The sequence below is a fragment of the Blautia sp. OM07-19 genome (assembly GCF_003481595.1).
GTDB classification, from domain to species: Bacteria; Bacillota; Clostridia; order Lachnospirales; family Lachnospiraceae; genus Blautia_A; species Blautia_A intestinihominis.
This window is the reverse complement of record NZ_QULA01000001.1, coordinates 361,784-386,046: the sequence shown is the minus strand read 5'-3', so window position 1 is coordinate 386,046 and position 24,263 is coordinate 361,784. Positions and strand designations below refer to the sequence as shown.

At 41.0% G+C, this 24,263-nt stretch carries 34 protein-coding genes and 1 pseudogene; 14 read left to right on the top strand and 21 right to left on the bottom strand.

Going from position 1 to position 24,263, the window contains the following annotated elements:
* The first annotated feature begins 3 nt into the window (after window positions 1-3).
* Genes DXC01_RS01630 through DXC01_RS01610 form a run of 5 tightly spaced genes read left to right on the top strand, consistent with a single transcriptional unit; the run spans window position 4 to window position 3,019 of the window.
* Complete coding sequence (locus tag DXC01_RS01630) at window positions 4-420, top strand: stage V sporulation protein AB (RefSeq protein WP_118698070.1); 417 nt, start codon at window positions 4-6, stop codon at window positions 418-420.
* Window positions 421-473: 53 nt separating this feature from the next.
* Complete coding sequence (locus DXC01_RS01625) at window positions 474-944, top strand: SpoVA/SpoVAEb family sporulation membrane protein (RefSeq protein WP_118698069.1); 471 nt, start codon at window positions 474-476, stop codon at window positions 942-944.
* Entirely contained in the window at window positions 941-2,014 is a 1,074-nt protein-coding gene (locus tag DXC01_RS01620) for a stage V sporulation protein AD (RefSeq protein WP_118698068.1), read from the top strand. Before DXC01_RS01625 ends, DXC01_RS01620 begins: the two co-directional genes overlap by 4 nt.
* A gap of 12 nt (window positions 2,015-2,026) precedes the next feature.
* Window positions 2,027-2,383 (top strand): stage V sporulation protein AE, encoded by a 357-nt coding sequence (spoVAE, locus tag DXC01_RS01615; protein ID WP_022214150.1) that lies wholly within the window; start codon window positions 2,027-2,029, stop codon window positions 2,381-2,383.
* Window positions 2,384-2,410: 27 nt separating this feature from the next.
* Window positions 2,411-3,019: a stage V sporulation protein AA gene (locus DXC01_RS01610; RefSeq protein ID WP_022214151.1), complete on the top strand. Its 609-nt coding sequence runs from the start codon at window positions 2,411-2,413 to the stop codon at window positions 3,017-3,019.
* 88 nt (window positions 3,020-3,107) lie between these two features.
* Here DXC01_RS01610 and DXC01_RS01605 read toward each other — a convergent pair whose 3' ends face one another.
* A complete protein-coding gene (locus DXC01_RS01605; protein ID WP_022214152.1) occupies window positions 3,108-3,311 on the bottom strand; it encodes a hypothetical protein in 204 nt (67 codons plus the stop codon).
* Between the two features lie 208 nt (window positions 3,312-3,519).
* Here DXC01_RS01605 and sstT point away from each other — a divergent pair, with 208 nt between their 5' ends.
* Window positions 3,520-4,743, top strand: a complete 1,224-nt coding sequence (gene sstT, locus DXC01_RS01600) for a serine/threonine transporter SstT (protein ID WP_118698067.1) — start codon at window positions 3,520-3,522, stop codon at window positions 4,741-4,743.
* 281 nt (window positions 4,744-5,024) lie between these two features.
* Window positions 5,025-5,525, top strand: a complete 501-nt coding sequence (locus tag DXC01_RS01595) for a QueT transporter family protein (protein ID WP_022214154.1) — start codon at window positions 5,025-5,027, stop codon at window positions 5,523-5,525.
* A gap of 216 nt (window positions 5,526-5,741) precedes the next feature.
* Here DXC01_RS01595 and DXC01_RS01590 read toward each other — a convergent pair whose 3' ends face one another.
* The 8 genes from DXC01_RS01590 to DXC01_RS01550 all read right to left on the bottom strand — a co-directional run bounded on the left by DXC01_RS01590 (window position 5,742) and on the right by DXC01_RS01550 (window position 11,034).
* Window positions 5,742-6,236, bottom strand: coding sequence for a sigma-70 family RNA polymerase sigma factor (locus tag DXC01_RS01590; protein ID WP_118698066.1), 495 nt, complete (start codon window positions 6,234-6,236; stop codon window positions 5,742-5,744).
* A gap of 133 nt (window positions 6,237-6,369) precedes the next feature.
* Window positions 6,370-7,803 carry a recombinase family protein gene (locus tag DXC01_RS01585; RefSeq protein WP_243111526.1) on the bottom strand — a complete coding sequence of 478 codons (1,434 nt, stop codon included), beginning with the start codon at window positions 7,801-7,803 and terminating at the stop codon, window positions 6,370-6,372.
* 56 nt (window positions 7,804-7,859) lie between these two features.
* Window positions 7,860-8,039, bottom strand: a complete 180-nt coding sequence (locus tag DXC01_RS01580) for a hypothetical protein (protein ID WP_117942937.1) — start codon at window positions 8,037-8,039, stop codon at window positions 7,860-7,862.
* Window positions 8,040-8,175: 136 nt separating this feature from the next.
* Window positions 8,176-8,541: a type II toxin-antitoxin system PemK/MazF family toxin gene (locus DXC01_RS01575; RefSeq protein WP_117457283.1), complete on the bottom strand. Its 366-nt coding sequence runs from the start codon at window positions 8,539-8,541 to the stop codon at window positions 8,176-8,178.
* Between the two features lie 573 nt (window positions 8,542-9,114).
* Complete coding sequence (locus DXC01_RS01565; protein ID WP_199704952.1) at window positions 9,115-9,588, bottom strand: sigma factor-like helix-turn-helix DNA-binding protein; 474 nt, start codon at window positions 9,586-9,588, stop codon at window positions 9,115-9,117.
* Window positions 9,589-9,914: 326 nt separating this feature from the next.
* Complete coding sequence (locus tag DXC01_RS01560; protein WP_117484521.1) at window positions 9,915-10,346, bottom strand: hypothetical protein; 432 nt, start codon at window positions 10,344-10,346, stop codon at window positions 9,915-9,917.
* A 7-nt stretch (window positions 10,347-10,353) separates the two neighbouring features.
* Complete coding sequence (locus tag DXC01_RS01555) at window positions 10,354-10,566, bottom strand: sporulation initiation factor Spo0A C-terminal domain-containing protein (RefSeq protein ID WP_117484520.1); 213 nt, start codon at window positions 10,564-10,566, stop codon at window positions 10,354-10,356.
* A 150-nt stretch (window positions 10,567-10,716) separates the two neighbouring features.
* Window positions 10,717-11,034, bottom strand: a complete 318-nt coding sequence (locus DXC01_RS01550) for a helix-turn-helix domain-containing protein (protein WP_008688152.1) — start codon at window positions 11,032-11,034, stop codon at window positions 10,717-10,719.
* 180 nt (window positions 11,035-11,214) lie between these two features.
* On the opposite strand from DXC01_RS01550, the gene DXC01_RS01545 reads away from it, so the two are divergent.
* Window positions 11,215-11,421, top strand: a complete 207-nt coding sequence (locus DXC01_RS01545; RefSeq protein ID WP_008688150.1) for a DUF6219 family protein — start codon at window positions 11,215-11,217, stop codon at window positions 11,419-11,421.
* Window positions 11,422-11,498: 77 nt separating this feature from the next.
* Here the strand turns inward: DXC01_RS01545 and DXC01_RS01540 are convergent, their stop codons facing one another.
* The 5 genes from DXC01_RS01540 to dinB form a co-directional block, all read right to left on the bottom strand.
* The gene (locus DXC01_RS01540) at window positions 11,499-11,870 is read right to left on the bottom strand and encodes a hypothetical protein (RefSeq protein WP_118364734.1); all 372 of its coding nucleotides are present in this window, start codon (window positions 11,868-11,870) and stop codon (window positions 11,499-11,501) included.
* A 9-nt stretch (window positions 11,871-11,879) separates the two neighbouring features.
* On the bottom strand, window positions 11,880-12,452 hold the full coding sequence (locus tag DXC01_RS01535) for a hypothetical protein (protein ID WP_055222049.1): 573 nt from the start codon (window positions 12,450-12,452) through the stop codon (window positions 11,880-11,882).
* A gap of 250 nt (window positions 12,453-12,702) precedes the next feature.
* The gene (locus DXC01_RS01530; protein WP_054335621.1) at window positions 12,703-12,942 is read right to left on the bottom strand and encodes a hypothetical protein; all 240 of its coding nucleotides are present in this window, start codon (window positions 12,940-12,942) and stop codon (window positions 12,703-12,705) included.
* Between the two features lie 12 nt (window positions 12,943-12,954).
* Complete coding sequence (locus DXC01_RS01525; RefSeq protein ID WP_005344268.1) at window positions 12,955-13,167, bottom strand: DNA-binding protein; 213 nt, start codon at window positions 13,165-13,167, stop codon at window positions 12,955-12,957.
* Window positions 13,168-13,181: 14 nt separating this feature from the next.
* On the bottom strand, window positions 13,182-14,429 hold the full coding sequence (gene dinB, locus DXC01_RS01520; protein WP_118698064.1) for a DNA polymerase IV: 1,248 nt from the start codon (window positions 14,427-14,429) through the stop codon (window positions 13,182-13,184).
* Between the two features lie 192 nt (window positions 14,430-14,621).
* On the opposite strand from dinB, the gene DXC01_RS01515 reads away from it, so the two are divergent.
* Window positions 14,622-15,356: an XRE family transcriptional regulator gene (locus DXC01_RS01515; RefSeq protein WP_117457278.1), complete on the top strand. Its 735-nt coding sequence runs from the start codon at window positions 14,622-14,624 to the stop codon at window positions 15,354-15,356.
* Window positions 15,357-15,413: 57 nt separating this feature from the next.
* Window positions 15,414-15,614: a helix-turn-helix transcriptional regulator gene (locus DXC01_RS01510; RefSeq protein ID WP_054335619.1), complete on the top strand. Its 201-nt coding sequence runs from the start codon at window positions 15,414-15,416 to the stop codon at window positions 15,612-15,614.
* Between the two features lie 58 nt (window positions 15,615-15,672).
* Here the strand turns inward: DXC01_RS01510 and DXC01_RS01505 are convergent, their stop codons facing one another.
* Together DXC01_RS01505 and DXC01_RS01500 are read right to left on the bottom strand one after the other, a co-directional pair.
* Entirely contained in the window at window positions 15,673-16,104 is a 432-nt protein-coding gene (locus DXC01_RS01505) for a flavodoxin family protein (protein WP_054335660.1), read from the bottom strand.
* Window positions 16,104-16,475: an MmcQ/YjbR family DNA-binding protein gene (locus DXC01_RS01500; protein ID WP_054335618.1), complete on the bottom strand. Its 372-nt coding sequence runs from the start codon at window positions 16,473-16,475 to the stop codon at window positions 16,104-16,106. Before DXC01_RS01500 ends, DXC01_RS01505 begins: the two co-directional genes overlap by 1 nt.
* A gap of 249 nt (window positions 16,476-16,724) precedes the next feature.
* On the opposite strand from DXC01_RS01500, the gene DXC01_RS01495 reads away from it, so the two are divergent.
* The 3 genes and pseudogenes from DXC01_RS01495 to DXC01_RS01485 form a co-directional block, all read left to right on the top strand.
* Window positions 16,725-17,048: a MobC family plasmid mobilization relaxosome protein gene (locus DXC01_RS01495; protein WP_015528451.1), complete on the top strand. Its 324-nt coding sequence runs from the start codon at window positions 16,725-16,727 to the stop codon at window positions 17,046-17,048.
* Window positions 17,015-18,394: a relaxase/mobilization nuclease domain-containing protein gene (locus DXC01_RS01490; RefSeq protein ID WP_054337251.1), complete on the top strand. Its 1,380-nt coding sequence runs from the start codon at window positions 17,015-17,017 to the stop codon at window positions 18,392-18,394. Before DXC01_RS01495 ends, DXC01_RS01490 begins: the two co-directional genes overlap by 34 nt.
* A gap of 40 nt (window positions 18,395-18,434) precedes the next feature.
* A pseudogene (locus DXC01_RS01485) lies at window positions 18,435-19,065 on the top strand (transposase); the annotation flags it as partial.
* On the opposite strand, the gene DXC01_RS20960 reads toward DXC01_RS01485, so the two are convergent.
* The gene (locus DXC01_RS20960; protein WP_330427618.1) at window positions 18,968-19,384 is read right to left on the bottom strand and encodes a hypothetical protein; all 417 of its coding nucleotides are present in this window, start codon (window positions 19,382-19,384) and stop codon (window positions 18,968-18,970) included. The pseudogene DXC01_RS01485 and the gene DXC01_RS20960 overlap by 98 nt on opposite strands.
* A gap of 127 nt (window positions 19,385-19,511) precedes the next feature.
* Between DXC01_RS20960 and DXC01_RS01480 the strand changes: the two genes are divergently transcribed.
* Complete coding sequence (locus DXC01_RS01480) at window positions 19,512-20,654, top strand: IS91 family transposase (RefSeq protein WP_199704950.1); 1,143 nt, start codon at window positions 19,512-19,514, stop codon at window positions 20,652-20,654.
* Between the two features lie 409 nt (window positions 20,655-21,063).
* Here DXC01_RS01480 and DXC01_RS01475 read toward each other — a convergent pair whose 3' ends face one another.
* The 4 genes from DXC01_RS01475 to DXC01_RS01460 are packed head-to-tail and all read right to left on the bottom strand — an operon-like array spanning window position 21,064 to window position 24,255.
* Entirely contained in the window at window positions 21,064-21,426 is a 363-nt protein-coding gene (locus DXC01_RS01475; RefSeq protein ID WP_118698170.1) for a metal-dependent transcriptional regulator, read from the bottom strand.
* A 2-nt stretch (window positions 21,427-21,428) separates the two neighbouring features.
* The gene (locus DXC01_RS01470) at window positions 21,429-22,928 is read right to left on the bottom strand and encodes an ABC transporter ATP-binding protein (RefSeq protein ID WP_055059660.1); all 1,500 of its coding nucleotides are present in this window, start codon (window positions 22,926-22,928) and stop codon (window positions 21,429-21,431) included.
* Complete coding sequence (locus tag DXC01_RS01465; protein WP_055059661.1) at window positions 22,925-23,668, bottom strand: energy-coupling factor transporter transmembrane component T; 744 nt, start codon at window positions 23,666-23,668, stop codon at window positions 22,925-22,927. Before DXC01_RS01465 ends, DXC01_RS01470 begins: the two co-directional genes overlap by 4 nt.
* Window positions 23,668-24,255: an MptD family putative ECF transporter S component gene (locus tag DXC01_RS01460; RefSeq protein WP_055059662.1), complete on the bottom strand. Its 588-nt coding sequence runs from the start codon at window positions 24,253-24,255 to the stop codon at window positions 23,668-23,670. Before DXC01_RS01460 ends, DXC01_RS01465 begins: the two co-directional genes overlap by 1 nt.
* Window positions 24,256-24,263 lie beyond the last annotated feature (8 nt).

Genomic DNA, 24,263 nt, shown 5'->3' with positions numbered 1-24,263 from the left:
TGTATGTGGCAGCAGATTTTTCTTGGCTTTGCAGGAATATGTTCAGGAGTTATCATTGCCGGCGGTGCTGTCGGACTGATGATCGGACTTTCCATTCTTCCAAGATATGCCGGGATCACACATACTGCAGATTCTATCCTGCTTTACGAGGATATGACCCTGCTTGGATTCGTACTCGGAAATCTTTTCTGGGTCTTTGAGATCTCTCTGCCGCTTGGAGTCCCGTTTCTGATACTGTATGGTGTCTTTTCCGGGATATTCCTCGGAAGCTGGATCCTCGCGCTGGCGGAAGTCGCTGACGTCTTCCCTGTTTTTTCCAGAAGAATCCGTCTGACGGAAGGTTTTCCTGCCATTATCATAGCGATCGCTGCCGGGAAATGTACCGGCACACTTCTTTTTTATTTCCTTGGCTGGCAATAAGCCTCATTATTATATGCATAAACCAGACAAAAGTCAAACAGAAAGGAGATTTCATGCCTTCAGAACAGCAAATAAAAAAGCAGAAAAAATATGAGCAGTATGTCAAATCCATCACCCCCTCTCACAGTCTCCCTGTAAATATGCTAAAAGCCTTTGTCACAGGAGGCCTGATCTGTCTTTTCGGACAGTGGATCTTAAACACCGCTCAGACCATGGGCGCAGACAGAGAGACTGCCGGAAACTGGTGCTCGCTTATTTTGATCTTTCTGAGTGTACTTCTTACCGGATTGAATCTGTATTCCAAGATTGGAAAGTTCGGAGGCGCCGGGGGACTTGTTCCGATCACCGGTTTTGCAAACTCGGTTGCCTCTTCCGCGATCGAATTCCAGGCAGAAGGACAGATCTTCGGCATCGGCTGCAAGATCTTTACAATCGCTGGTCCTGTGATCCTGTACGGGATCTTAAGTTCCTGGCTTCTTGGCATTGTCTATTATATTCTCAAACTTATGGAGGTGATCGGATGAAACCAGCAGCTCAGACCGGAAAAGTAAGCCTCGCTTTTCAGGAACCGGTCTATATTCAAAGTGCAGCTTCGATCGTCGGCAAAAAAGAAGGCGAAGGACCGCTCAGAGACTGTTTTGATATGGTGAGCGAAGATCCACGCTTCGGGACAGATACCTGGGAAAACGCAGAAAGCACTCTCCAGAAAGAAACTGCTGTACTTGCGATCGGAAAAGCCGGTCTTAAGCCTTCTGATATCCGAATGGCATTTGCCGGGGATCTTCTTGCACAGACGATCGCATCTTCTTTTGGCATTGCTGATATGGGGATTCCGTTTTATGGGCTGTATGGTGCCTGCTCCACGATCGGTGAGTCCCTTTCTCTCGGAGCCATGTCCGTCGCAGCCGGTTACGGTGCACATATCCTCTGCGCCACATCCAGTCATTTTGCTACTGCCGAAAAGGAATTTCGTTTTCCGCTCGGCTATGGAAGCCAGCGCCCGCTCTCTGCAACCTGGACAGTGACGGGAAGCGGAGCCTGTGTCCTTGGAAACAATCCGCCAGTTCCGGAAAACACAGAAAATGCCTCTCCCCTCCGGCACGAAAACGGCTGTGTGGCAGTCACTGCGCTTACTACCGGAACGGTTGTCGATTTTGGTTTTCGTGATTCCATGAATATGGGCGGCTGCATGGCTCCTGCTGCCTGCGATACGATCTGCCGCCATCTGACCGATTTTGACCGGAAGCCTTCCGATTACGATGCCATTATCACCGGAGATCTCGGCGTGGTCGGACAGAGGATCTTATTTGATCTGCTCCGGGAAAAGGGTCTTTCCATCAGTTCCATCCATCATGACTGCGGACTTCTGATCTTTGATAACAAATCACAGGATACGCATTCCGGCGGAAGCGGCTGCGGCTGCGCCGCCTCCGTGCTGGCTGCGTTTATCCTGCCGCGCATCGTTACCGGCCAGTGGAAACGTGTCCTGTTCGTGCCTACCGGGGCAATGCTCTCCAAAGTAAGCTTTAATGAAGGAGAATCCGTTCCGGGAATCGCCCACGGAATCGTTCTTGAACACATTCAATTATCCTGAAAGGAGTTTTTTATGGATTATTTTAATGCATTCTGGGTCGGCGGTGTGATCTGTGCCCTGGTCCAGATCCTTCTTGATAAGACCAAGCTGATGCCCGGGCGGGTCATGGTCATTCTGGTCTGCTCGGGTGCTCTTTTGAGCGCGATCGGAATCTATCAGCCATTTGCCGACTATGCAGGTGCCGGCGCTTCTGTTCCGCTTCTCGGCTTCGGGCAGGTTCTCTGGAAAGGTATGAAAAAAGCCATCGACCAGGACGGTTTCCTCGGACTTTTTACCGGGGGATTCACAGCCTGTGCGACTGGAGTTTCTGCTGCGCTGATTTTTTCCTATCTCGCCAGCCTGATCTTCAAACCCAAAATGAAAGACTGACCTGCGGTCTTTCAGAAGGAGATTTTTATGAGTGATACTTTATATTTGCAGCTTGACATGAACATACAGGTACAGCATCCCCATGTGTATCTCCAGGATATCGCACGGCTTTCCTGTACCAATCCCAAAATTTTGAACAGGCTCCGTGTCCTGCCTGTTGCGAACCTGGATTCAGAAAAGCCGGGAAGGTATGTCATGTCTGTCATGGATCTTGTCGACATGATCCAGAAAAAAGAACCGGAACTTACGATCACACCTGTCGGCGAACCTGACTTCATTCTTACCTATAAAAAAGAATCCACTCCCGGCACGCTTTTCCGCTGGCTCAAAGTGATCCTTGTCTGCCTTGCCACGTTTTTTGGCGCGGCATTTTCCATCATGACCTTTAATACGGATGTGGATGTCGGCACACTTTTCCAAAAGATCTATTTTCAGGTAACAGGAAAAATCTCCAGCGGTTTTACCATACTGGAGATTTCTTATTCCATTGGGCTCGCCATCGGAGTCCTGTTCTTCTTTAATCATTTCAGTCATCTGAAGTTTTCTGCTGACCCCACACCTATGCAGGTTCAGATGCGTAAATACGAAGATGATGTCAACACCACGATCCTGGAAGATCTTAACCGTAAAAAATAACTGTTTATGGCAAAAAACACAGGGCAGAGAACGCCATTCCGTCTCTGCCCTGTATTTGCCAAACACTTTACTTTCCCTGACTTAACGATCAGTCCTCGAAGCAACTGATCACATAGCCTTCATTTTCGATGACTACATCTGAAACATTGTCTCTGTCCCAGATTGCATCACTGATGATAGATCGTAAGCTCTCATCCATCTGAATATTAAACGTTTCCTCAATAACCTGAAACGGAACGTTTTCGTTCTCCTGTGCGTACTCCATGATGAAATCAAGAATCTTCTCTTCCATATCTGTAAATCTGCCTTTCTGTAATTACTGATATTGACATCAGCCTGTATCGTTACTGTTCACAGCAACCTTGTATCATCTTACCGCAACTTCCAAAATATGTCTACGAAAATTTATGATTTTGTTGCACTATAAGCATTTTTCGTTTATAATATGCTTTATTAGTGTTTTACCATATTAAAGAGGTAAAAGGAAAGGGAGTAAACAAATGAAAAAACTTTGGACCAAATGGACTGAGATCGCACTGGTCAAGCGAATCCTCGTAGGACTGATCCTGGGAGCCATCCTGGGAATCGCTGTACCGGGAGCTTCTGCAGTCTCTATTCTGGGTGACGTATTCGTCGGAGCCCTCAAAGCGATCGCACCGCTTCTTGTATTTTTCCTGGTTATCAGTTCTCTGTGCAATGCCGGAAAATCTCACGGCGGTGTTATCAAAACCGTAATCATACTTTACATGTTCAGTACCGTTCTTGCCGCTGTGATCGCAGTATTTGCAAGCATGATCTTCCCGGTTGAACTGACACTGACAACTGCTGCTACTGATACTGCTGCACCACAGGGTATCGCAGAAGTCCTCAACAACCTTCTGCTGAACGTCGTTGCAAACCCTGTTTCTTCTCTCGTAAATGCAAACTATGTTGGAATCCTGATGTGGGCTGTCCTGATTGGACTTGCTTTACGTGCTGCCAACAACATGACCAAGAACGTTCTTGCTGATGTTGCAAACGGACTTTCCACAGTTGTTACCTGGATCATCAACATGGCACCATTTGGTATCTTCGGTCTCGTGTTCAACACAGTATCTACAAACGGACTGGATATCTTTACTACTTACGGTAAACTGCTTCTTCTGCTGGTTGGCTGTATGCTGTTTATCTATTTTGTTACCAACCCGATGCTCGTTTACTGGTGCATCCGCAAGAATCCTTATCCGCTGATCTTCCAGTGCCTGAAGAGAAGCGCGCTGACTGCATTTTTCACCAGAAGTTCTGCCGCCAACATTCCTGTAAACATGAAAGTCTGCGAGGAAATGGGACTTGACAGAGATACTTACTCTGTAACTATCCCGCTCGGTGCAACGATCAATATGGATGGTGCAGCGATCACGATCACGGTTATGACAATGGCCACTGCCTTTACACTTGGTATCCATGTAGATATCCCGACTGCGATCATCCTGAGTCTCCTGGCTGCACTTTCAGCCTGCGGTGCTTCCGGTGTTGCCGGTGGATCTCTTCTTCTGATCCCGATGGCATGCTCTCTGTTTGGTATCTCTGATGATATCTCCATGCAGGTTGTTGCAGTTGGTTTCATCATCGGTGTTATCCAGGACTCCGTAGAGACAGCCCTGAACTCTTCTTCCGACCTTCTGCTCTCTGCTTCTGCTGAGTTCAGACAGTGGCGTCGGGAAGGAAAAGAAATTAAATTCTGATTTTAAAACTGATATTTTTATGTATCTGATATTTCTAAAGAATATCGCTTCTCTGATTGTATTTCAGGAATGCGGTATTCTTTTTTTCTTGCATTTCCTGTGTTGTTATGCTATACTCATTACCGCTATGAAGCCCGCAAAATCAGCGGATGCGCCGCTGGCGTTTCCCCGATATGCAATACACCAAGGTCTTACAGGGCTTCCCGCCGATTCCCGGCGTAAAATGAATCATGTGTTCGTGACCTTCCACATGTAAAACAAAACTAAAGGAGAACTGAATAATGAAAAGCAAAAACACAATGTTCCTTGTGCAGGCAGCCACTATCGGTGCTATCTACGTAGTTCTGACTCTGCTGTTTGCCCCATTAAGCTACGGCGAAGTACAGGTTCGCTTCTCTGAGGCACTGACGATCCTTCCATACTTCACACCTGCTGCAATTCCGGGATTATTTGTAGGATGTATCCTCTCCAACCTGCTTGGCGGTGCAATCCCTGTAGATATCATCTTCGGAAGTATCGCAACACTGATCGGTGCAGTCTTTACTTACAAACTGCGCGGTTCCAGCAAATGGCTTGCTCCATTGCCGCCGATCGTAGCTAATACGGTTATCGTACCTTTCGTTCTTTACTACGGATACGGTGTGAACCTTCCAATCCCGCTTATGATGTTGACCGTCGGTGCCGGCGAAGTCATCTCCTGCGGAATCTTCGGAATGATCGTCCTCACCGCACTTTCCAAGGTGAAAGGGTCTGTTTTTGGGAAAGCAAGTTATTCTAAATAAAAGTCAAAGCGGCTGCCGGGCGATTTCCTGGCAGCCGTTTTTTATATAAGACTTATTCCGTCTTTCCTCTCATTGACTTTCCTTCTGAAAATCTTTATAATAAACTCAGAAACAAAGAAACCAAGCGCAAAGAGAATATAATATTCTGTTTTTACATATAAATCGATGCTGGCGACTTAATGTAATCAGCATATCGGGCATCGAGAAATAAAGTAATCATCCATCTCGATACAAACTCCTCAGCTTCTTCAATATCCTCTTCTCCATCCGCGACACCTGCACCTGGGAAACGCCTAGCTGTTCTGCGATCTGGGTCTGGGTCTGGTCCTGGAAGTAACGCATGTAGAGAAGTTTGCGGTCGGAAGATTCCAGTTTTCCGAGGATTTCCTCGAGGAAGATCCGGTTCAGGAGATGCTCTTCGGCGTTTTCTTTTTCCGGGATCTTGTCTATGAGGGAGATGTCTGTTCCCTCGCTCTGATAGACGGTTCTGTACAGGGATTCTACTTCTGCCGCTGAGTCCATCGTCATCGCGACTTCTTCGGGCGGCATTTCGAGCATTTCTGCGATTTCTTTGAGGCTCGGTTCCCTGCCCAGTTCTTTCTCTATCTTTTCTCTCGCCAGATAGACTCTGTGCTGGTTTTCTTTGATGGACCGGCTCACCTTGATCATTCCATCATCCCTGAAAAAGCGTTTCAGTTCTCCTAAGATCATCGGGATAATGTATTATAGTGGAAATTTTGAAATTTCCTTTATCCAATAGGGTAATTATCTTGAATAAGATATATGAAATTTTACACGCAAGAAGATATATCCCCTTGCGATGTATTAACTATAGAAATGTAATTTACTGTAGTGTCAAAAGATCATTATACTCAATTTCAACATAATCATTCGATATTTTAATCTTTTTGATATATTCACGTACAGTCTTCTGTCTTTCATTGAAAGACATGAACTCCCAGCTGTCAGCAACACTTTTGAATGCTTTGGCTCTTGCTGTCATATCTTTAGCTCTGGTGTTCTTTAATGTGTACTGTTCTATCTGTGTATTCAGATTTTCCAGTTCTTTATTGATCTCACCAATTGTCTCCAACAGGACACTATTATTGGTATCGGATGCATATAAATTATACAGGGATTTCAGCTTACCTTCAAGAACTGATTTTCTCTGGTTCATAGCTTCAAATCCTTTTTGATTTTGCTGTTCTGATTTTTCCTCGATTACCTCATACTCCTTTGATAATTTCAGCATATCACTAACAACAACTTCTTCAACTTCAGCTGCATCCAATTTTCCGTTCTGGCAATTTGGATTCTTAACCAAGTGCGGTTTACTATGGTCTAATGAGTAACAGTAAATCATCACTCTTCCACCGCTCCATTTTTGATAACGCATCTTTGCCCCACATAATCCACAATATATTAACCCAGTAAGTAAATACTGTGATTTATGAGAAGTTGCTCTCGTTCTTGTTTTTCGCAATTCCTGAACTTCATCAAACAGTTTTTTATCAACTATCGGCTCGTGAAGACCATCAACGATTTCCTTATTATATTTGAGCTTTCCAATGTATGTCACTCTGGATAACATATCGGACACTTGTTTGTCTCCTTTTAAATCGAACATCTTTGCCAGTGCATACGTGGAATAGCCTTCCTTATATAATTCAAAAATCTTTCTGACTGTTTCAGCATCTTTATTTGGCACAAGAACGTCATCACCGTTATTATAGTCATAACCAAATGGTGGTTTCGTCCCTCTCCATTTTCCGGTTTTGATTCTCTCTGTAATTCCCATCTGTGTACGTTCACGAATATTTTCACGTTCATACTGAGCAAATACAGATAAGATACCTACCATTGCTTTTCCATATGGTGTTGTTGTATCAAAGTTCTCATTTAAAGAAATAAATCCAACATCATTTGCTTCAAACACATCTTCCAGAAGATAAATCGTATCTTTCTGACTTCTGGACAAACGATCAAGTTTAACAACTACAACTGATTCCACTTTGCCCTCTTGAATTTCTTTAATAAGACGTTTCATCTCCGGTCGATTCAGATTGCTTCCTGAATAGCCACCATCAATATACAGATCATAATTATCAATCTCCTGATAATTACAATACTTTTCAAGCTTCTCTGTCTGAGCACCTACTGAATATCCTTCTTCAAACTGAAAATTTGTAGAAACTCTGATATACAATCCTGTTTTTTTATTATTTGAGGTATTCTTTCCAATTCTTATGTTTCTCACCTCGCTCTTTCCTCCTCTCACGTATACTATACCATCCTTCCAGAAAAATTTCAACTTATTTTATTTCTCTAAGTATGTTATACGAAATTTCTTCTTTCAGCTGCATCGACTTTAATATTATCAACTGCTCCCATCTCTTTATTCATCTGATATAAGATCTGACGAACTACCGGGGAATCCAATTTGAATCTTTCTAAATCTTTATCTTCGATCACATTACCATTTGCATCATATCTTCTTACAATTTTTAATGCCATCGCAATCCCTCCCTTTATAAATCATATTCAATCGTCTCTAAAAAATCACCAGAACCGCTCGTCCTGTATTGTCATTCTTTTGTGTTATCTACATTTTATAACGTCGTTTTCTGTTGAATTGTCGAAAGCAGGAATATCATTGCTCGCTTTCGTTCATTCCCATTTGAATCCGTACCGCTTTCAGCACCCGATCCAGGCTCCACTTATTTACTCTTCCGCATTTCTCAATAATGCATTTTGTAGAAATGCTCATAACCTGTTCAGCCAATGCCAGGCTTCCTTTTCGGATCCCTGTCATATCGTATTTACTGATAAATACATGTGTTGGTAAATATCGCTTCTTATATATTCTTGATGTCAGCGGAACTACTGTAATGACTGAACTGTATGTATTAGCTTTGTTGTTACTTACTACGATCACCGGTCTTACTCCTCCCTGAACCGAGGTTGTCGGGAACATACCGAGATCCGCCCATAAGATATCTCCTCTTCGAATCGTCACTTATCATCTCTCCAATCTTTTTAATTTGTAAAGCATTCATAGCGCTATATTGGCTCCACAGGGATACGGCAGAGTTCCTTTCCAAGACGGAAAGCTCTGCCGCATAACCTCTATAGCCAATTTGATTATTAAACAGTGCTCGCTCGATTCTATTTATCCTCGATACCCCGAATCGTTACTCCTGCATCTGCAGGAAGGGAATAATAACCTGTCCGAATGCTACACTCCGGACCACAACCCAAAAACTCTCGTTTCCAGGCTCTGGCAGTTCATAGGTTTACCAGTTACAGACTTCTCAGGGTCTGCAAGTGTATCGCATCTCACACATGTCATCGCATCACCAGCCTGCCGACTGGCTTTGGTCAGTGCTTTTTCGCAGTATTATTAGCTCAAAAAAGTTTCTTACGTCTTATAATCCTATAGCGGCATCTTCCTCGTGCTCACTGTATGAAATGTCACGTCAGTTATTATTGGATATTCAGTTTTCATGGTGCATTTTAGGGAGTCCTTAAAGCTCCTCTAATTACTAAAGTCAAATGACTTCGGCAGATGCAAAAAAATTTCCGAATTTTTTTAAAAATTTTTTTTCATATACATTTCACGCATTTTATTAAGGATCGTTTTCAGCTTGTAAGCTAATACCTGTCTGGAAATCCCCATAATCTCTGCCATCTGTGTCTGTGTCTTGTTTTCAAAGAAAATGCCGTAAATAATCATGCGTTCCTCGGTATTCAGCTGATCGATCACTTTATGAATATCCTGCTGTTCCATTTTCGTCAGTACACTGTGCTCCACGTCGCAATTCAGATCTGGGAAATCCTCAATCATGAATCCTTCTCCATCAATGGACTGTCCACTGTAAGGTACCTCCCGCAGCATCTTATCCACGACTTTCCCCTGTTCGTTCTTAATCTCAACTTTTTTTGCCTTGCTGCTTCTGTAAAAATTGTTCATCACATACGCAACTTCTTTTGTAATCTCAATCATTTCTCCATCAATATTTGCGTAGTACTTTCCTTCATAAAAATATGGGTGTTCAATATACATATCCGTTCCTCCTGAATTTGAAATCTTGTTGCTTGTTTCAAATTCAGAAGGCGGACCTCTGTTTAAACTCATGCCTGCTCCGCCTTTATCCTGCCAGGACACACCCGCAGTTATTGGCTGAGAAATTAAGGCACGAAAAAAAGCCCCAGTAGTTTTTTCTTAACTACTGAGGCTTTCGTCTCTTTTTTGTATTCAGTTATCTATGCCTTCTTTCATCAGCATAATCATTGTATCAGGATAAAGTTCACAAAGTATCCACAATACGTTCCCATAAGTTCATGTCATTATTAGAATCGTACATATTTCAGTGCAAAAAGTTCACCGTGTTATTCTTCTACTTCTTTTCCATCTATATATAGTTGAAATTTATCAGGATTATTGACAACATCATAGTCCTTTCCATATTCTACAGGTCTGTATTCGGCTGTCATTACCGATTCACCATCTTCAATACCCTCTTTCCATAAATAGATGTTCATATCAAGGCTCGTCGCATATCCCCTGTCTGTGGAGAATTTCGTCGAATGAAAAGAATCATTCTTGTACATCTGCAAAAGTTCTCTTGCAAACGCTTCTCTATCCTCGATATTTTCTCGGTTAGCGACCACAGTTAAATTTTCATCCCGATTTATGGAAAACGTTCCTACTACATCCGGTTCACCTCTCTTATGACCGGATTCAGGTTTCCAATAAATACGTCCTGCAGCAATTATCAAGATCACTGCTCCTGTTATCACTGCAATTATCTTTTTCTTCATATTTTCATTAATTTCCTTTTAATTGTTTTACTGCGTAATTGATCACTTCTTCCGGTGTGGGTCTGTCTCCTTTAAGTGTCATTTTCTTCCATTCTTCCTGCACAGCCGGATTAGGATTATCAAAGCCTGCATCTATGGCTATCTGCATTTCTCTGCGTACTTCTTCTGGTGTTGTGTTGTACTTTTCTGCAATCTTCTCATAAATAGTTTTCTCTCTCATTCATTTTCCTCCAATGTATAAACGGAATTACGCTTTGTTCTACAGAACTAATTTAGCATATTTCTATTGTCATGAAAAGACACTTTCCAACTTAAAGCTGGATAAATAGGAAAAAAAAGAAGAGCTACTTGCTCTTCCCAGTTTGTCATATTACTCTTCCAATAATGTATGGATTACTTTGATGATTTTTTTCTGCTCTTTGATTGGAAGTTTTTCTATTTTCTCTGTTAGCTCATTGGTAACACCTGTAACTGAATGTGCCACAACATCAATTAAAAGAGTATCTGCTGAAACATCTAGTGCATTCGCAATTGCAACAAAGGTATCCAATTTTGTAACTTTCAAGCCTCTCTCAATTACACTCACATGCGTCGGACTTAAATTTACTAATGCAGCCAGTTCCTCTTGCGTGAGATTTTTTGCTTCTCGTGCTGATTTGATTCGCTGTCCTACTGCTTTCAAATCCATCGTAACACCTCCTCCGGAACGAATAATCGTTCTGAATTTAGTATACTTGTGGATATCTTAAATATACAGAATCGTAAAACCAAGTTCTAATTCTATAGAACTATATTTCAGAATTTTCTTTGCATATTCGTAAAAAAAGCGTTATGATGGAATCAGTTAAATCAAAGGAGGTATCAAATCATGAAATCGCATAAATACTGGTCCCTCGGAGCACTTTTCTGTATGTTGGGATGCATTTATTCTGGAATCAAAAAATCTATGACTGCACATAAATATTTTGCCTATTCTTCATTGCTTTGTATGGGCATGTCCATTTATTCCGGTCACAAACTGGTTTCTCCAAAGAAGAAAAAAATCACTGAATCAAATAATAGTGAGAATAGTTAAACAAAAAACTGACCTTTATTCATCAAAAACGAAGTTGCTGGAGAGTATTTTTTTCTCCAGCAACACTTTCTTCATCTTTAAGCCATTGAAACACAATACTGTCCAATCAGCTTCGTCCAACTATTATATTTATTCTTTTCACACACCTTTCGGCAAATTTCATTTTCCATCAGTACATAGAACATCTTATCATAATCAAATGCCCAAACATCACCATTCACATGGTTTTCCACTGCTTTCTGATCTATGTGCTTTAAGCGTGTGACCATTTTTTCAATTTCTCCATTTCTCAAGTTACCGATATTTTTGCAGATAGACCGAAAGAAATTCAACGTTGCATATTCGTCATGCCAATGGAACTCTTCTGGATTGTTTTTAATTTTACTGGCTCGCTGCTGCTCTTTGATTATCTGAGCAGCTACGCCTTTCATCGAATCTTCGTATCTCATATTATTCACCTACTCTTCCTCAACGCCCAGTGACGGTTTAAATCTTTTATCCTTTGCCTGCGGTACCACGATCTCATAAAAATAAAATCCTAAATATCCAAGTGCCTGCTTCTTCATTTTATAAAAAGAAGTCCTGCCTACTCCTAACTCCTGTTGTACTTCCACGTCTGTCTTATTATAATGACTGCAAAAACAGGAATGAAGAACCTCACTGAGCATCACACCATTCGGTGCATAGAACTTTACCAGTGTCATTCCACGATAGATCATATCTGACAAGCCGTAAATGATCATCAGGTTATTCATTTCCCGGTGCATCTTTGGCACATCCAGCTGATTGTTATAAATGCTCAGATAACTCAACGCATATGCCATATCTTCATTGATTTTCTCCTGGCACTCCATATCCAGTTCTTCTAATACAATCTGATTTTCCAAAATCAATTTCTGATAGCTTGTCATCAGTTCTTTGATATCTGTATAATGTCTCTCCATCGTTACTTCCAGATAATCCTGCGCATGGCTTGCCATCTGGAAGGTAATCTCTTTCATTGATTTAATTGCATAATCTCTGTCTGTCATCAGTTTCAAAATCTCCTTATCATCATCACACTAACTGGCGGTCTTTCAGACCAGTTCGCTTTCCCCATGATTTTGATGGGAAGCAATTACTTACTACAATTTACAGAAGCGGATATCCAAAAGGCATTGTGGGAGCTACCTTTGCTGACCGGAATCCATCTTCTTATGTAAAACCTGCAGGAATATAAAGGGAAAGTGACTATCCCTGCCGGTTAATAATCCAAATAATATCGTCTATACCAATCTCTCCTTATGCTGTTTTTCTCTCCATAAACCATTTATCCACTTCATAAAACAAATGGCTTTCCTGTCCCTGTATCATACAGGTATACATCATTCCTACACCGCCTGCCTTTCTGCTGGCACATCGCTCAATTTTCAAAATTCTGTCAATGTTATATTTTCTTCCATCTTCCCAGGTGAAAAATATAGGAACCAGTTTTCCGTCTTTCCGAAACTCTGCCACTACATCTACATACACTTTATTCATACCGACACCTCACTATAAGATCTCTATTGCTCTTGGCGATGCCGGGATTCTGCGGATATATCCATTTAACTCCAACTGCTTGATTCTGGAAAATGCTGATGATGTTGATTTCACCCCGATCAATTTTCCAAATTCCCGTACTGTCGGCGGATATCCATGCTCCTTCGTATAATCCAAAATACACTGATAACTTTCTTTCTGTTTTCTGGTTAATGCTTTTTTCAAATCTATCCCTCCAATTACCCATGAAAATAACTGTGTGGATGGATCGTGTGCGTACCAGCGTCTAAGTGGGATAAGACTTTATCCTGATACATTGCCGCTCGCTGTATACTGAAATAACCAAACCGTCGTCTGATCTCATCTACAGTACGATCCAGCTTCTCTAACTTTTCCTTTTTCTCCTGATTTCCAAATAAATCCAACTGCACGGGAATATCATCTAACACAAGATCCGCAGCTCGGATTCCCAGGCTTCTAATGGGATATTCCCATTTGTAATTATCTTTAAATAGCTGAAATGCTGCAGTTACAATCTCGTTTGTAATATTCGTTGGCTGTCGTAAATGTATCTGTCTGGAAAAACTATACAATCCATTATCTCGAACTGTAATTTCTACTGATTTGCATTTAAATCCATGTTTCCGCAATCGTGCAGCTACACTTTCTGCCAATGCTATTTGAATGATCCATACATCCAGATCATTTTCCAGATCTCTCGGTGTTGTAGTGCTATTACCTATCGACTTTACTGGTGCTTCATATCCTTCCTTGCAAACCGGATCTTCATCCCAGCCATTTGCGAAAGCCCATAATACATTTCCTATTTTTCCAAAATGACTCTCTAACAACTTTTCGTCCGATTCCGCAAGTTGCCCGATTGTCCGGATTCCAAGTTTTTGCAATTTCTTATTTGTCTGTCTTCCGACATAAAGCAAATCTGACGCTGGAAGCTGCCATATCCTGTCTTTATAATTTTCTCGATTAAACTCTGTGATTGCATCCGGCTTTTTATAATCTGAACCAAGTTTCGCATAAATCTTATTCCAGGAAATTCCAATACTTACCGTTACACCCAGTTCGTATTTAATCCGATGGCTGATTTCTCTTGCAATCGTTATTCCGCTTCCTTTCAGATTTCTACTGTCTGATACATCCAGCCAGGCTTCATCAATCCCATATGGCTCGATCTTGTCCGTATACTCCGAATAGATTTCTCTTGCCATCTGTGAAAATCTCAAATACAAGTCCATCCGTGGTGGCACAAAAATGATTTCCGGACAAATCTGTTTTGCCTGCCATAATGCCATTCCGGTCTTTACACCTTTTCGCTTTGCAATATAATTTGCTGTCAGCACAATTCCATGTCTGGCTTCCGGATCACCGCCAACTGCAAGAGGCATTCCAGCAAATTCCGGGTGATGCAGCATTTCCACACTTGCATAAAATGAATTCATGTCGCTATGAAGAATTGTCCTGTCTCCCATTAACTCCACCACCTTCTCTCTGTTTGGTTTATTGTCTTATCAATTTCTGTATGCTTAGTATATATCTCCGTATTGGAGATAGTCAAGCGACATCTTGGTCGTATTATCTCCTTTTCGGAGATTTTTCTTGATTTTTGATTTTATTCGGGTTATAATGCATATAGAAAAATCAAAAAGAAATGAGGCGAACATATGCGTGCTTTCGGAGAAGTATTAGTAGAAAACAGAAAAAGGAAAGGCTACTCCCAGGCGGATCTGGTGGACTTACTTGCTCAGGAAGGAATTGAAGTTACTACGAAAGCAGTCTCCAAATGGGAGAATCTAACAAGAGAACCCTCCTTACACACAATCCTGACAGTTTGTCAGATTTTAGATATTGAAGATATATACGAAGAATTTTTAGGTGAAAATCCATTTGATCATGTCATGGAAAATTTGAATGAAGACGGCAAAGCTAAGATTATTGAATTTGCCAATCTTCTGCGGGCGTCCAGAAAGTATCTTCCGCATAGAGCCGATATCATTCCATTTGAAAATTATCAGCCGATTGCAGTAGAGCCAGCTTCTGCCGGTACTGGAAATTATATTGAAGACAGTGTAAAAGAAAGTTACAATGTCGGTCATCTCGCACCTGAAAAGACGGATTTTGGAATCCGTATATCTGGTGACAGTATGGAACCAATGTATCATACCGGAGATGTTGCATGGGTTCATAAACAAGACAGTATCTCCAACGGTGAAATCGGTATCTTCTATCTCAATGGCAATACCTATATCAAAGAGCTACATGACGGTCCGGATGGAGTTTATCTGGTTTCATTGAATGAAAAGTATCATCCAATCCAGATTTATGAATCTGATTCTTTTAAAATCTTTGGGAAAGTAATCGGAAAATGCAAAGGAGCAGAAATCCCTGGTTTTCATTAAAAATCAACTGCAGACTTCTAGCTTGCTCTTGCTGAAAATAATAAAGGAAGTGATAAAATGGCAATTAACAACACACTTAAAGATATCCGTGAAGAACGAAATCTCGTTCAGGCAGATCTTGCAAAAGCTGTCGGTTCTTGCAGTGATACCATCGGACGCATTGAGCGTGGTGAGCGAAATGCCTCTCTCGAAATTGCAATCCGTCTGGCACATTATCTGAAAATGCCAGTAGAAGAGATTTTTCAAATTGAAGACTGAACCGCAAATATCAGAAAACCGAGGACCGTTCCCCGGTTTTTCTTTTTCGCTAAACTATTTAGAGTCCTTTTACAAACTCAACTGCATTTTTTATATCTTTTCCATCTGGATGTCCTTTTGCTATACCACCCACCAGTTTAAATGGGCCAAATGTGTCATAGCCCTTGCATCCGAATTTTCCGATTGCTGTAGAATGCTTCTTGCCCAAAATCTGCTCTATGGATTTATAATTCGCACTTCCACCATAAGTACAGATCAGAAATACCCCTTTGTCGTCCGGTAGATTCTTCTCTGCAAATCCCAATATCGACTGATGAAATTTTGAAAAATAGATTCCTGATGCAAACCCAATCGTATCATAACTGCTCAGATCTGCATCTGGCTGTTTTACAGCATCAATCAAATCAACCTGACACTCTTCTGCAATGCTCTTTACTAATTTCTCTGTGTTTCCATGATGCACAGATGAATATACGATTACCTTTCTCATCATTCTTCCTTTCCTCTATTCCCATCAATCATATCATAGCTCATATCCAAAAAATCTAATGTCTTTGCTTCACTTACTGAACCATCCAGTAAAATTGTGATCCAGTGCTGTTTGTTCATATGGTATCCTGGCAAAAATCCAAAGGTCTGAATAATCATACTTGTCATTTCCGGATCACATTTTACATCCATAATATCGACAAATTCATTTCCTTCTAATCCTAGTTTGCATTTTTCAACGCTCATGACCACAGCATACCATTTTCCATTCTTATGTCGCAACACAGCATTATCTGGTGATTGTGCCCATAAATACTCCGGCATCGTACCATACTGTTTCTTCACATATTCAAAAATTTCTTCTTTCTTCACAATCTATTCAACTCCTGATTCTCCTGATATCCTGCCCATAATCATACCATATTTTCACTTCCCGTGCTACCTGCCAAATTCTTTTGCATTTTCCCGGTTCTCCTGACTTTAACTAATAGAGGGGTAAAACAGCAAGGACAGGAAGTGAGGATACACTTCCGGGAAATCCCAATTTAGGGTACCCTGCCCTAAATTGAAAAACGTTGAAAGCAACGATACTACTGTCCTCTCAGAAAGGAGAACCCACCAATGGCTGAAAGAAAGAGAAACAAAGAAATCCATTTTTATGTCACCGAAGAAGAAAGGAAGCTTATACGCAGGAAGATGATAGAATCAAAAACCAAAAACATGGGAGCTTATCTGCGTAAGATGGCAATCGATGGTTACATCGTCAACACCGATACCACCCCACTGAAGAAACAGTATGAGGAAATGCACAAGATTGGTGTAAATATCAACCAGATTGCAAAAAAGGTAAATACCACCGGAGATCTATATCCAGAAGAAATGCAAGAATTGAAAGAGATGGTGAAAGAATTATGGCGTATCTTAAAATCTTCCCCATTAAGGTAACTGACAAGAAAGCTCTGGACTATATTACAAATCCAGATAAGACAGATGAAAAACTGTTAGTTTCCAGTTTTGGCTGTTCCCCGGAAACTGCAGATCTTGAATTTTCTATGACAAGAGAAATGGCAAAAAAGAATGGAATGGATAAAGGCGATAACCTGGCATTTCATCTGATCCAATCATTTAAACCTGGAGAAGTTGATGCCGAAAATGCCCATCGCTTAGGTCAACAATTTGCTGACGAAGTGCTGAAAGGAAAATATGAGTACGTGATCAGCACACACGTTGACAAAAATCATATTCACAATCATATCATCTTCAACGCTGCAAGCTTTGTTGATCATCACAAGTATGTTTCCAATAAGCGGAGCTACCATAAACTCTGCAGAATCAGTAATCGTATCTGCCATGAAAATGGACTTGCCACCAGCATGCCAACCGGAGAAAAAGGTAAAAGCTATAAAGAGAACATGGAATATCATCGTGGCACCAGTTGGAAAGCCAAGCTACGTGTCGCAGTTGATAAATCAATCTGGACTTCCATCAACTATGAGGAATTTCTGCAAAAGATGCAGTTAGCCGGATATGAAGTCCGGCAGGGAAAGCACCTGTCCTTCCGTGCACCGGAGCAGAAGAACTTCACTTATATGAAATCTCTCGGAAGCTATTATTCCGAAGAAAATGTTCGCATCCGTCTGGCTAAAAATCGTAGCAAAGCGAAAGCTCCAAAGCATCTGTCCAGGGAAGCTCGCCTGTATATCAATATTTCCACTTATGTTACGACCGGCAATCGAGAAGGATTTGAACGTTGGGCAAAACTCAATAATCTGAAAGAGGCAGCCCGCACCTTCAACTATCTTTCCGAAAATAATCTGCTGAATTATGAAGATTTCCAACAGCATCTTTCTGATGTCGATGCTTCTGTTAAAGCGGCTGAGCAGAGAATAACGCAAATCAACAATGAGCTGAGCATGCAGAAAGTCATTCAGAAACACTGCGATTCTTACCGGCTTTGTCGTAAAGTAATTGAAGATTGTAAATCTGCTAAAAATCCAAAAGCATACCGCACCAAACATCAGGCAGAATACCAGCTCCACGATTCACTAAAAAAAGAGCTTCAGGATCTCGGCGTTACCAAAATCCCAAGCTCTAATAAAGTTCAAAAGCTGATTGAAAATCTTGAATCTGAACAGGCTACTACTGTCCGGGAAAAGCAAGAATTACAGAAAAAACAAAAGACACTGGATATCATTCAGCAGAATTTTACTGCACTGCTCGATGCTCCTGAAATCAATTCAGACTTACTTCCGGCAAAACGGAAACCTGTTTCCGTCACAAGAGATAAATAAGATTGCACTGACGACTCAATTATTGTCTTCTAAATCTTCCCAGCTTCAGGACAATGGCAGCATTAAAAATGGGGAAGTATCGGCATCTACCATTAACCAACCAGTATATCAACCAGCTGGCAGTCCAGTTTAAAACATCCACAAACCCTGATATGCGCCGTTATGAAAGACCTCACGTCAATGAAGTCTGGTGCGGAGATTCCAGTGTGGGACCTTATTTAAAAACTGTCGATGGTAAGAAACACCAGGTATATATCATTACGCTGATTGATGATGCCAGCCGCTTCATTGTCGGCATTGATGTCTTTTTTCACGATAACTTTGTAAATCTTATGTCGGTCATTAAGTCTGCCGTTGCAAAATACGGCCGCCCACAACTTTTTAACTTTGATAATGGCAGAAGCTATAAAAACAAGCAGATGGAACTGCTTGCAGCCCGGATCGGTTCTGTCATCCATTATGATCAGCCATACTCCCCGACACAGAAGGCAAAAATTGAGCGCTGGTTCCGCACCATGAAAGATCAGTGGATGGCAGGGCTTGATATCAGATAGTTTCATTCACTGGATGAACTCAGAGGAAATCTGTTTTCTTATGTACAGACTTATAATCAATCTCCGCACTCCTCTCTGAAAGGGGGGTCCCAGCAGGACAGATATTTTTCCGAACCCAGCCTGTTCCATAGCATCTACGTCTTGTTTTCGGCATCAACAGCAAGAACTGCTCCATGACCTCTTCTAAAAGAAGATATCTTGGATTCAGGAGAATCATATCGTCCATGATTCCTATTACAAACCAGTAAAATTCCTCCACAAATCCTTCCACGTCCTGATCCGTATCTGAATACCATTGATTCAACTGGCATATCATTCTCACCTGTTCTTCATCCGTCAGTTCCATATCCATGAAGTAAAGTATCCGTCCTCCCGAATTACAAATCCGGAATTTTATTTCTTTCTCATTTTCATTCAGCATTCTTCCCTTTCCCATGTGTCCTCCATTGGTAATTTCTACAATTCATCATAAAAAAGTGTCTTCGACACTTCAGCTCTCCTGCCCCTCATTCATGAGGGGATAAGGGGTTTCTTTTTTATTTAAAATACTTCATAATGGTTCTATGAATATACTACAAAAAATTTTCAAAGAGCATTATGAAGAAATGATCTATCTCCAGCATCCTCGTGACTCCGTTATCGAAAATGTTGATAAAATGATCAATTGCGGGAATCCCTCTTTTGGTGGTGCTATGTACGGTTGTGGACACTGCGGTAATCTTAAATTTGTCCCCTTTCGCTGCAAAAGTCGTTTTTGCCCGACCTGCGGCAATAAATACTCCATTGACCGCACTACTTCTATGTCCTTTAAGATCATAAAAACTCCTCATAGACATTGTATTTTCACCATTGCCGAAGAACTCCGCCCTTTTTTCTTAAAAGACCGTTCCCTTTTAAACTGCCTTTTTTCAGCCGTCAACAGTGTAATCTCCCGTATGTTTTTCAAGATCAATAAATCTCAGCGTTTTACCCCTGGTTTTATCTGTGTCCTTCACACTTTTGGACGTGATCTTAAATGGAATCCCCACATTCACTGTCTTCTCTCTGAAGGCGGTGCTGGAACCTCTATACCCTGGCGCAAGGTCGACCATTTTAACTACCGGCTCCTTCGTGATTCTTTTCAGACCACTCTTTTAAGTGAACTTCTCTCCAGACTTGGAGACTCCTTTAAAAAAGTGAAATCCTCTATCTACGCCAATCATAAAAATGGTTTCTATGTCCGTGCACTTCCGAATAAATGTGAACCATCCAAAGTCATTAAATATATCGGTCGCTATCTTGGCCACCCTGTCATCTCAACTTCTCGTATTGATTCTTACGATGGCGACTTTGTTACTTTTCATTACAACCGTCATGAAGATGAAAAGCTGATTACCGAAACTGTTCCTGTACTTGACTTTATCTCTATGCTCACTCAGCATATCCCGGAAAAACATTTTAAAATGATTCGTTATTACGGACTCTATGCCAGACATCGTAAATCTGATCTGAAACTGCATCGGGCAATTTCAAACGAATACATTACAGAAGCCCAGCTTGCAAAGGAACTTAGAGAAAAATATATGAAAAATCCACCGGAAGGCATGACTTCTGCTGAAGTTCGCTCTATGAGCGACGATGAACTTCTGGATATGGATTACTTCTTTCACGAATTTGATGATATCAATGATGACGATTTTGGCGAAGAGGGTTTTTATATCTTTTAAACCACAACCGTCCTTTTAGTATGCCCGTCTACCGGCGGGCATCTTTCATTCAAGAGTGCTCCGTATGAGCAGTTTCCTATAAAGTAAAAAAAGACACCAAAAAACAATTCTTTGCTTTTTGATGTCATTTCTGTTTTTAGGCTGATGCCTGAACCAATATTCCAGAAGCCCAAACGGACTTCTCCGGTGTGCTTTGCACAATCTGCTTACTAATTCCGGACCGTTCCGGAATGAAATTTCTTATTCAGGGTATTCCCGAATGAAACTATTTACACATTTATCATAGCACTAGATTTTGTTTACGTCAATATTACAAGCACAATATATAGATGATGTTTGTTAGTACTTTATTGTTTAAATATATATTACAAAACCAGAATAATCTATTTGATGCTACTGCACCATTACTCTATTTTTTAACTGAAGCTTTCAATTTTTGAAAAGACTCTTCACTAATCGCATGTTCTATCCGACAGGCATCCTGCTCTGCAGTTTTCTGATCAACCCCGACAGCTACAAGCTGTTCCGTGAAAAACAGGTGGCGTTCATAGATTTTTTCAGCAACATCTTTTCCCATATTGGTCAAATGCAAGCAACCATCTGCATCAACTGTAAGCAATCCTTCTTTCTTTAATAGACCTACCGCATGGCTGATGCTTGGCTTGCTAAAACCCATATGCAGAGCAAGGTCAACAGAACGAACCCTACCTTTTTTCTTTTGCAAAACAAGTATAGCTTCTAAGTAATCTTCTCCAGACGCATGAATATTCATCATCAATTGCCCTCAAAATCAAAGAACCTTTGTAGTCGTTCCCTGCTTATTCTGTTCCAACCGTCACTCCATAGCACTTTTCCATTTTCAATAAATACAAAGTAGTTACAGCATTCCGCAATCAGTTCCGGATCATGAGTAACTATAAATAATGTTTTTCCTAATGCACTCAATTCCCGTAAATTTTTTGCTACTTTCTTCATGTGACGATAATCCAATCCGCTTGTAGGTTCATCAAAGACAATAATCTGTTTATCGGACGCAATCGCACTGGCAATGGCTACCCGCTGTTTCTGTCCTCCAGACAATGACATCGGATGTGCTTCCTTAAACTCTGAAATATGCAGATTTTCCATAATCTGTTCTGCTTCAAGCATTGCCTTTTCTTCATCTGTATTGTCCAGGCTAAGCAAAATTTCATCCATCACACTTTCTGTAAAGAGCTGATGGTTTACATCCTGCATAACCATATAGCAGACTTTAAGTCTCTGATTTGCCATATATGTTTTTCCATCCATGCTCATGCAGCCTTTCCCTGCCTGAAGTAGTCCGCACAGATTATTAGCAAAGGTAGTTTTTCCGGCTCCATTGTTGCCGATTACTCCTACCACCGAACCTTGCGGTATCATCAAATCCGATATATCCAATACCTTATGCTTTTTCTTCTTCCTCCCGGAAGAATCTTTATAAGAGGCTTCAAAGTCCCGAATATACAGTTGTTTTGTTGCACTGACTATACTTTGCGTTTTGCTAAAATCCTCTGATTGTAAAGTTCTAAGTCCCAAAGTATGTAATTCATCTGTAGATTTTTTTCTAAAATCCGAAACGGCATGGTTTTCTTTTATATGCCCATCTTCCATAAGTAAAACCCTATCTGCAATATCCATCAGATAATACAAGCGATGCTCAGCAATCACAATCGTTTTCCCCTGTGATTTCCATTTCCGTAGCACATTTTTTAATTCTCTAATTGACCGAATATCTAGATTTGAAGATGGCTCGTCCAATACAAAAATTGATGGTTCCATTGCCGATACAGATGCGCAGGCAATTTTCTGTTTTTCCCCGCCAGATAGTGCAAATAAGCTCCGATTCAACAAATCTTCAATTTTTAACGCATCTACCGTTTTTTCGATTCGTGAATTGATTTCTTCTGTGTCAATTCCCAAATTTTCACATCCAAACGCAATCTCACTTGTAGTATCTACCGTAAAAAACTGTGTCCTCGGATTCTGAAAGACAGAGCCAACTACACCCGACAGTTCATATAAGGATACATTCTTTACATCTATTCCTTCTACAATCATCTGTCCGGTAAGTGTCCCCTCATAATAATGCGGGATAAGCCCATTTATTAAACGTGTAAGAGTTGTCTTTCCACAACCTGACTCTCCGCAAATCAAAACAATCTCTCCGTCATGGATTGTCAAATTTATATTTTTGATTTTTCCTTTTGAACTACCTTGTTCATATTGAAAAGATACATCTTTAAACTCTATCATTTCAGCCCTCCCGAAAAAAGCAGAAACACCAACAGGGCAACCGTAACAATAAACATAATCACAAAGTCTTTCCAATGGAAACCGATTTTACAAATACTTGTTCGTTTTTTACCGTTTCCTAATCCCCTTGTTAACGCTGCCGCTGACAGGTCATTCCCTATTGTTACTACGGACATCATAAGAGGGACAATTCGATATTCTAATACTGCTTGTGGATTCTTAAAAAAATTTTTTTCCGTAATTCCTCTCATACGCATAGCGTTTCCAATAGATTCCGCTTCTTCGAAAATTGTAGGAAAGAACCGAAACATAACAGAAAACGGAATAATAAATGCTTCTGGTATGTGCATACGCTGCATGGCAAGGACAAATTCACTAACCTTTGTGGTCGAAAGAAGATAGTAGCCCATCATGGCGCTGGGAAACCATCTTGTTCCAAATTGAGCTAGCAGCGATATTATAATTGTCCCTATCAGTCCCATATACGGAACAAGAAACACGTTTACCGTCCATGAAACAATAAAAACAATCAAATAGATGATGGCAACCTTTTTCCTCCTGCCCGAAAGGAGGAGGAAAAAGGGCACTAATGCCAGAACCGGCTTTAACCAGAAACTAATACCGTCCGTTTTTCCGTCAATCATTACAATACTGAATATTACCAGCATATATAGCTTTGTTCTTGGGTCAAGCCAGAAACGCCGCTCCGAATCAACTGACAGTAATAATTCTGGTTTCATTAAACAATGCCCGCCTTTACAAAATGTTTCTTCAAAATTGCCTTGCCTAAATAAGCGCCGATCACTCCGCCGACGATGCCTAAAACAATAACTACCGGTAGCATCCAGTTAGCGGTAAGACCCATAACGGCATTGATGTATTCATCCGTACCTCCCTTGCTTCTATAAGCCTCAAAAAAGGTATCTCTCATAATCCACATAGGCAGCATGGAGCCGATTACCCATTCGGTAAACACGCAATATCCCAGCACAGTATGTTTCCAGCTTTTATATTCGCCAGCCTTAAAGATCAAATCAGCCAGGAAACCTAATACGATTCCAAACGGAATTGAAATCCAGCTTTGTCCCATCAGAAAGCAGAGGACACTGACCAACGTACCCATAATAGTAGCCGCGCCGAATTTCCCTGTCTTTGTCAGAAACAGCATGAACGGGATGCCGCCCAGTATTCCCAACACCAATGGAATGATAACTGCAAAGATAGGGATGTACCCCAGCATACCCGTGATAAAGAACATCACAAAGTAGATGACAGTAAAGATACCAATGTTGATAAAGTCTTTTGCGTTCAATTTTTTCTTGTCCATTGTAGGAA

What these genes read in the sequence shown, in the direction of transcription:
- DXC01_RS01460 (WP_055059662.1), bottom strand. Translation starts at nt 24,255, where the DNA reads ATGGACAAGAAAAAATTGAACGCAAAAGACTTTATCAACATTGGTATC.
- DXC01_RS01560 (WP_117484521.1), bottom strand. Translation starts at nt 10,346, where the DNA reads ATGAAGAAAAAGATAATTGCAGTGATAACAGGAGCAGTGATCTTGATA.
- DXC01_RS01505 (WP_054335660.1), bottom strand. Translation starts at nt 16,104, where the DNA reads ATGAGAAAGGTAATCGTATATTCATCTGTGCATCATGGAAACACAGAG.
- DXC01_RS01595 (WP_022214154.1), top strand. Translation starts at nt 5,025, where the DNA reads ATGAAAAGCAAAAACACAATGTTCCTTGTGCAGGCAGCCACTATCGGT.
- DXC01_RS01565 (WP_199704952.1), bottom strand. Translation starts at nt 9,588, where the DNA reads ATGTATATTGAACACCCATATTTTTATGAAGGAAAGTACTACGCAAAT.
- spoVAE (WP_022214150.1), top strand. Translation starts at nt 2,027, where the DNA reads ATGGATTATTTTAATGCATTCTGGGTCGGCGGTGTGATCTGTGCCCTG.
- DXC01_RS01475 (WP_118698170.1), bottom strand. Translation starts at nt 21,426, where the DNA reads ATGAATATTCATGCGTCTGGAGAAGATTACTTAGAAGCTATACTTGTT.
- DXC01_RS01495 (WP_015528451.1), top strand. Translation starts at nt 16,725, where the DNA reads ATGGCTGAAAGAAAGAGAAACAAAGAAATCCATTTTTATGTCACCGAA.
- DXC01_RS20960 (WP_330427618.1), bottom strand. Translation starts at nt 19,384, where the DNA reads ATGGGAAAGGGAAGAATGCTGAATGAAAATGAGAAAGAAATAAAATTC.
- DXC01_RS01545 (WP_008688150.1), top strand. Translation starts at nt 11,215, where the DNA reads ATGAAATCGCATAAATACTGGTCCCTCGGAGCACTTTTCTGTATGTTG.
- DXC01_RS01540 (WP_118364734.1), bottom strand. Translation starts at nt 11,870, where the DNA reads ATGAGATACGAAGATTCGATGAAAGGCGTAGCTGCTCAGATAATCAAA.
- DXC01_RS01515 (WP_117457278.1), top strand. Translation starts at nt 14,622, where the DNA reads ATGCGTGCTTTCGGAGAAGTATTAGTAGAAAACAGAAAAAGGAAAGGC.
- DXC01_RS01620 (WP_118698068.1), top strand. Translation starts at nt 941, where the DNA reads ATGAAACCAGCAGCTCAGACCGGAAAAGTAAGCCTCGCTTTTCAGGAA.
- DXC01_RS01610 (WP_022214151.1), top strand. Translation starts at nt 2,411, where the DNA reads ATGAGTGATACTTTATATTTGCAGCTTGACATGAACATACAGGTACAG.
- DXC01_RS01625 (WP_118698069.1), top strand. Translation starts at nt 474, where the DNA reads ATGCCTTCAGAACAGCAAATAAAAAAGCAGAAAAAATATGAGCAGTAT.
- DXC01_RS01530 (WP_054335621.1), bottom strand. Translation starts at nt 12,942, where the DNA reads ATGAATAAAGTGTATGTAGATGTAGTGGCAGAGTTTCGGAAAGACGGA.
- sstT (WP_118698067.1), top strand. Translation starts at nt 3,520, where the DNA reads ATGAAAAAACTTTGGACCAAATGGACTGAGATCGCACTGGTCAAGCGA.
- DXC01_RS01510 (WP_054335619.1), top strand. Translation starts at nt 15,414, where the DNA reads ATGGCAATTAACAACACACTTAAAGATATCCGTGAAGAACGAAATCTC.
- DXC01_RS01470 (WP_055059660.1), bottom strand. Translation starts at nt 22,928, where the DNA reads ATGATAGAGTTTAAAGATGTATCTTTTCAATATGAACAAGGTAGTTCA.
- DXC01_RS01555 (WP_117484520.1), bottom strand. Translation starts at nt 10,566, where the DNA reads ATGAGAGAGAAAACTATTTATGAGAAGATTGCAGAAAAGTACAACACA.
- DXC01_RS01605 (WP_022214152.1), bottom strand. Translation starts at nt 3,311, where the DNA reads ATGGAAGAGAAGATTCTTGATTTCATCATGGAGTACGCACAGGAGAAC.
- DXC01_RS01535 (WP_055222049.1), bottom strand. Translation starts at nt 12,452, where the DNA reads ATGACAGACAGAGATTATGCAATTAAATCAATGAAAGAGATTACCTTC.
- DXC01_RS01630 (WP_118698070.1), top strand. Translation starts at nt 4, where the DNA reads ATGTGGCAGCAGATTTTTCTTGGCTTTGCAGGAATATGTTCAGGAGTT.
- DXC01_RS01465 (WP_055059661.1), bottom strand. Translation starts at nt 23,668, where the DNA reads ATGAAACCAGAATTATTACTGTCAGTTGATTCGGAGCGGCGTTTCTGG.
- dinB (WP_118698064.1), bottom strand. Translation starts at nt 14,429, where the DNA reads ATGGGAGACAGGACAATTCTTCATAGCGACATGAATTCATTTTATGCA.
- DXC01_RS01580 (WP_117942937.1), bottom strand. Translation starts at nt 8,039, where the DNA reads ATGGCATTAAAAATTGTAAGAAGATATGATGCAAATGGTAATGTGATC.
- DXC01_RS01480 (WP_199704950.1), top strand. Translation starts at nt 19,512, where the DNA reads ATGAATATACTACAAAAAATTTTCAAAGAGCATTATGAAGAAATGATC.
- DXC01_RS01490 (WP_054337251.1), top strand. Translation starts at nt 17,015, where the DNA reads ATGGCGTATCTTAAAATCTTCCCCATTAAGGTAACTGACAAGAAAGCT.
- DXC01_RS01550 (WP_008688152.1), bottom strand. Translation starts at nt 11,034, where the DNA reads ATGGATTTGAAAGCAGTAGGACAGCGAATCAAATCAGCACGAGAAGCA.
- DXC01_RS01590 (WP_118698066.1), bottom strand. Translation starts at nt 6,236, where the DNA reads ATGATCTTAGGAGAACTGAAACGCTTTTTCAGGGATGATGGAATGATC.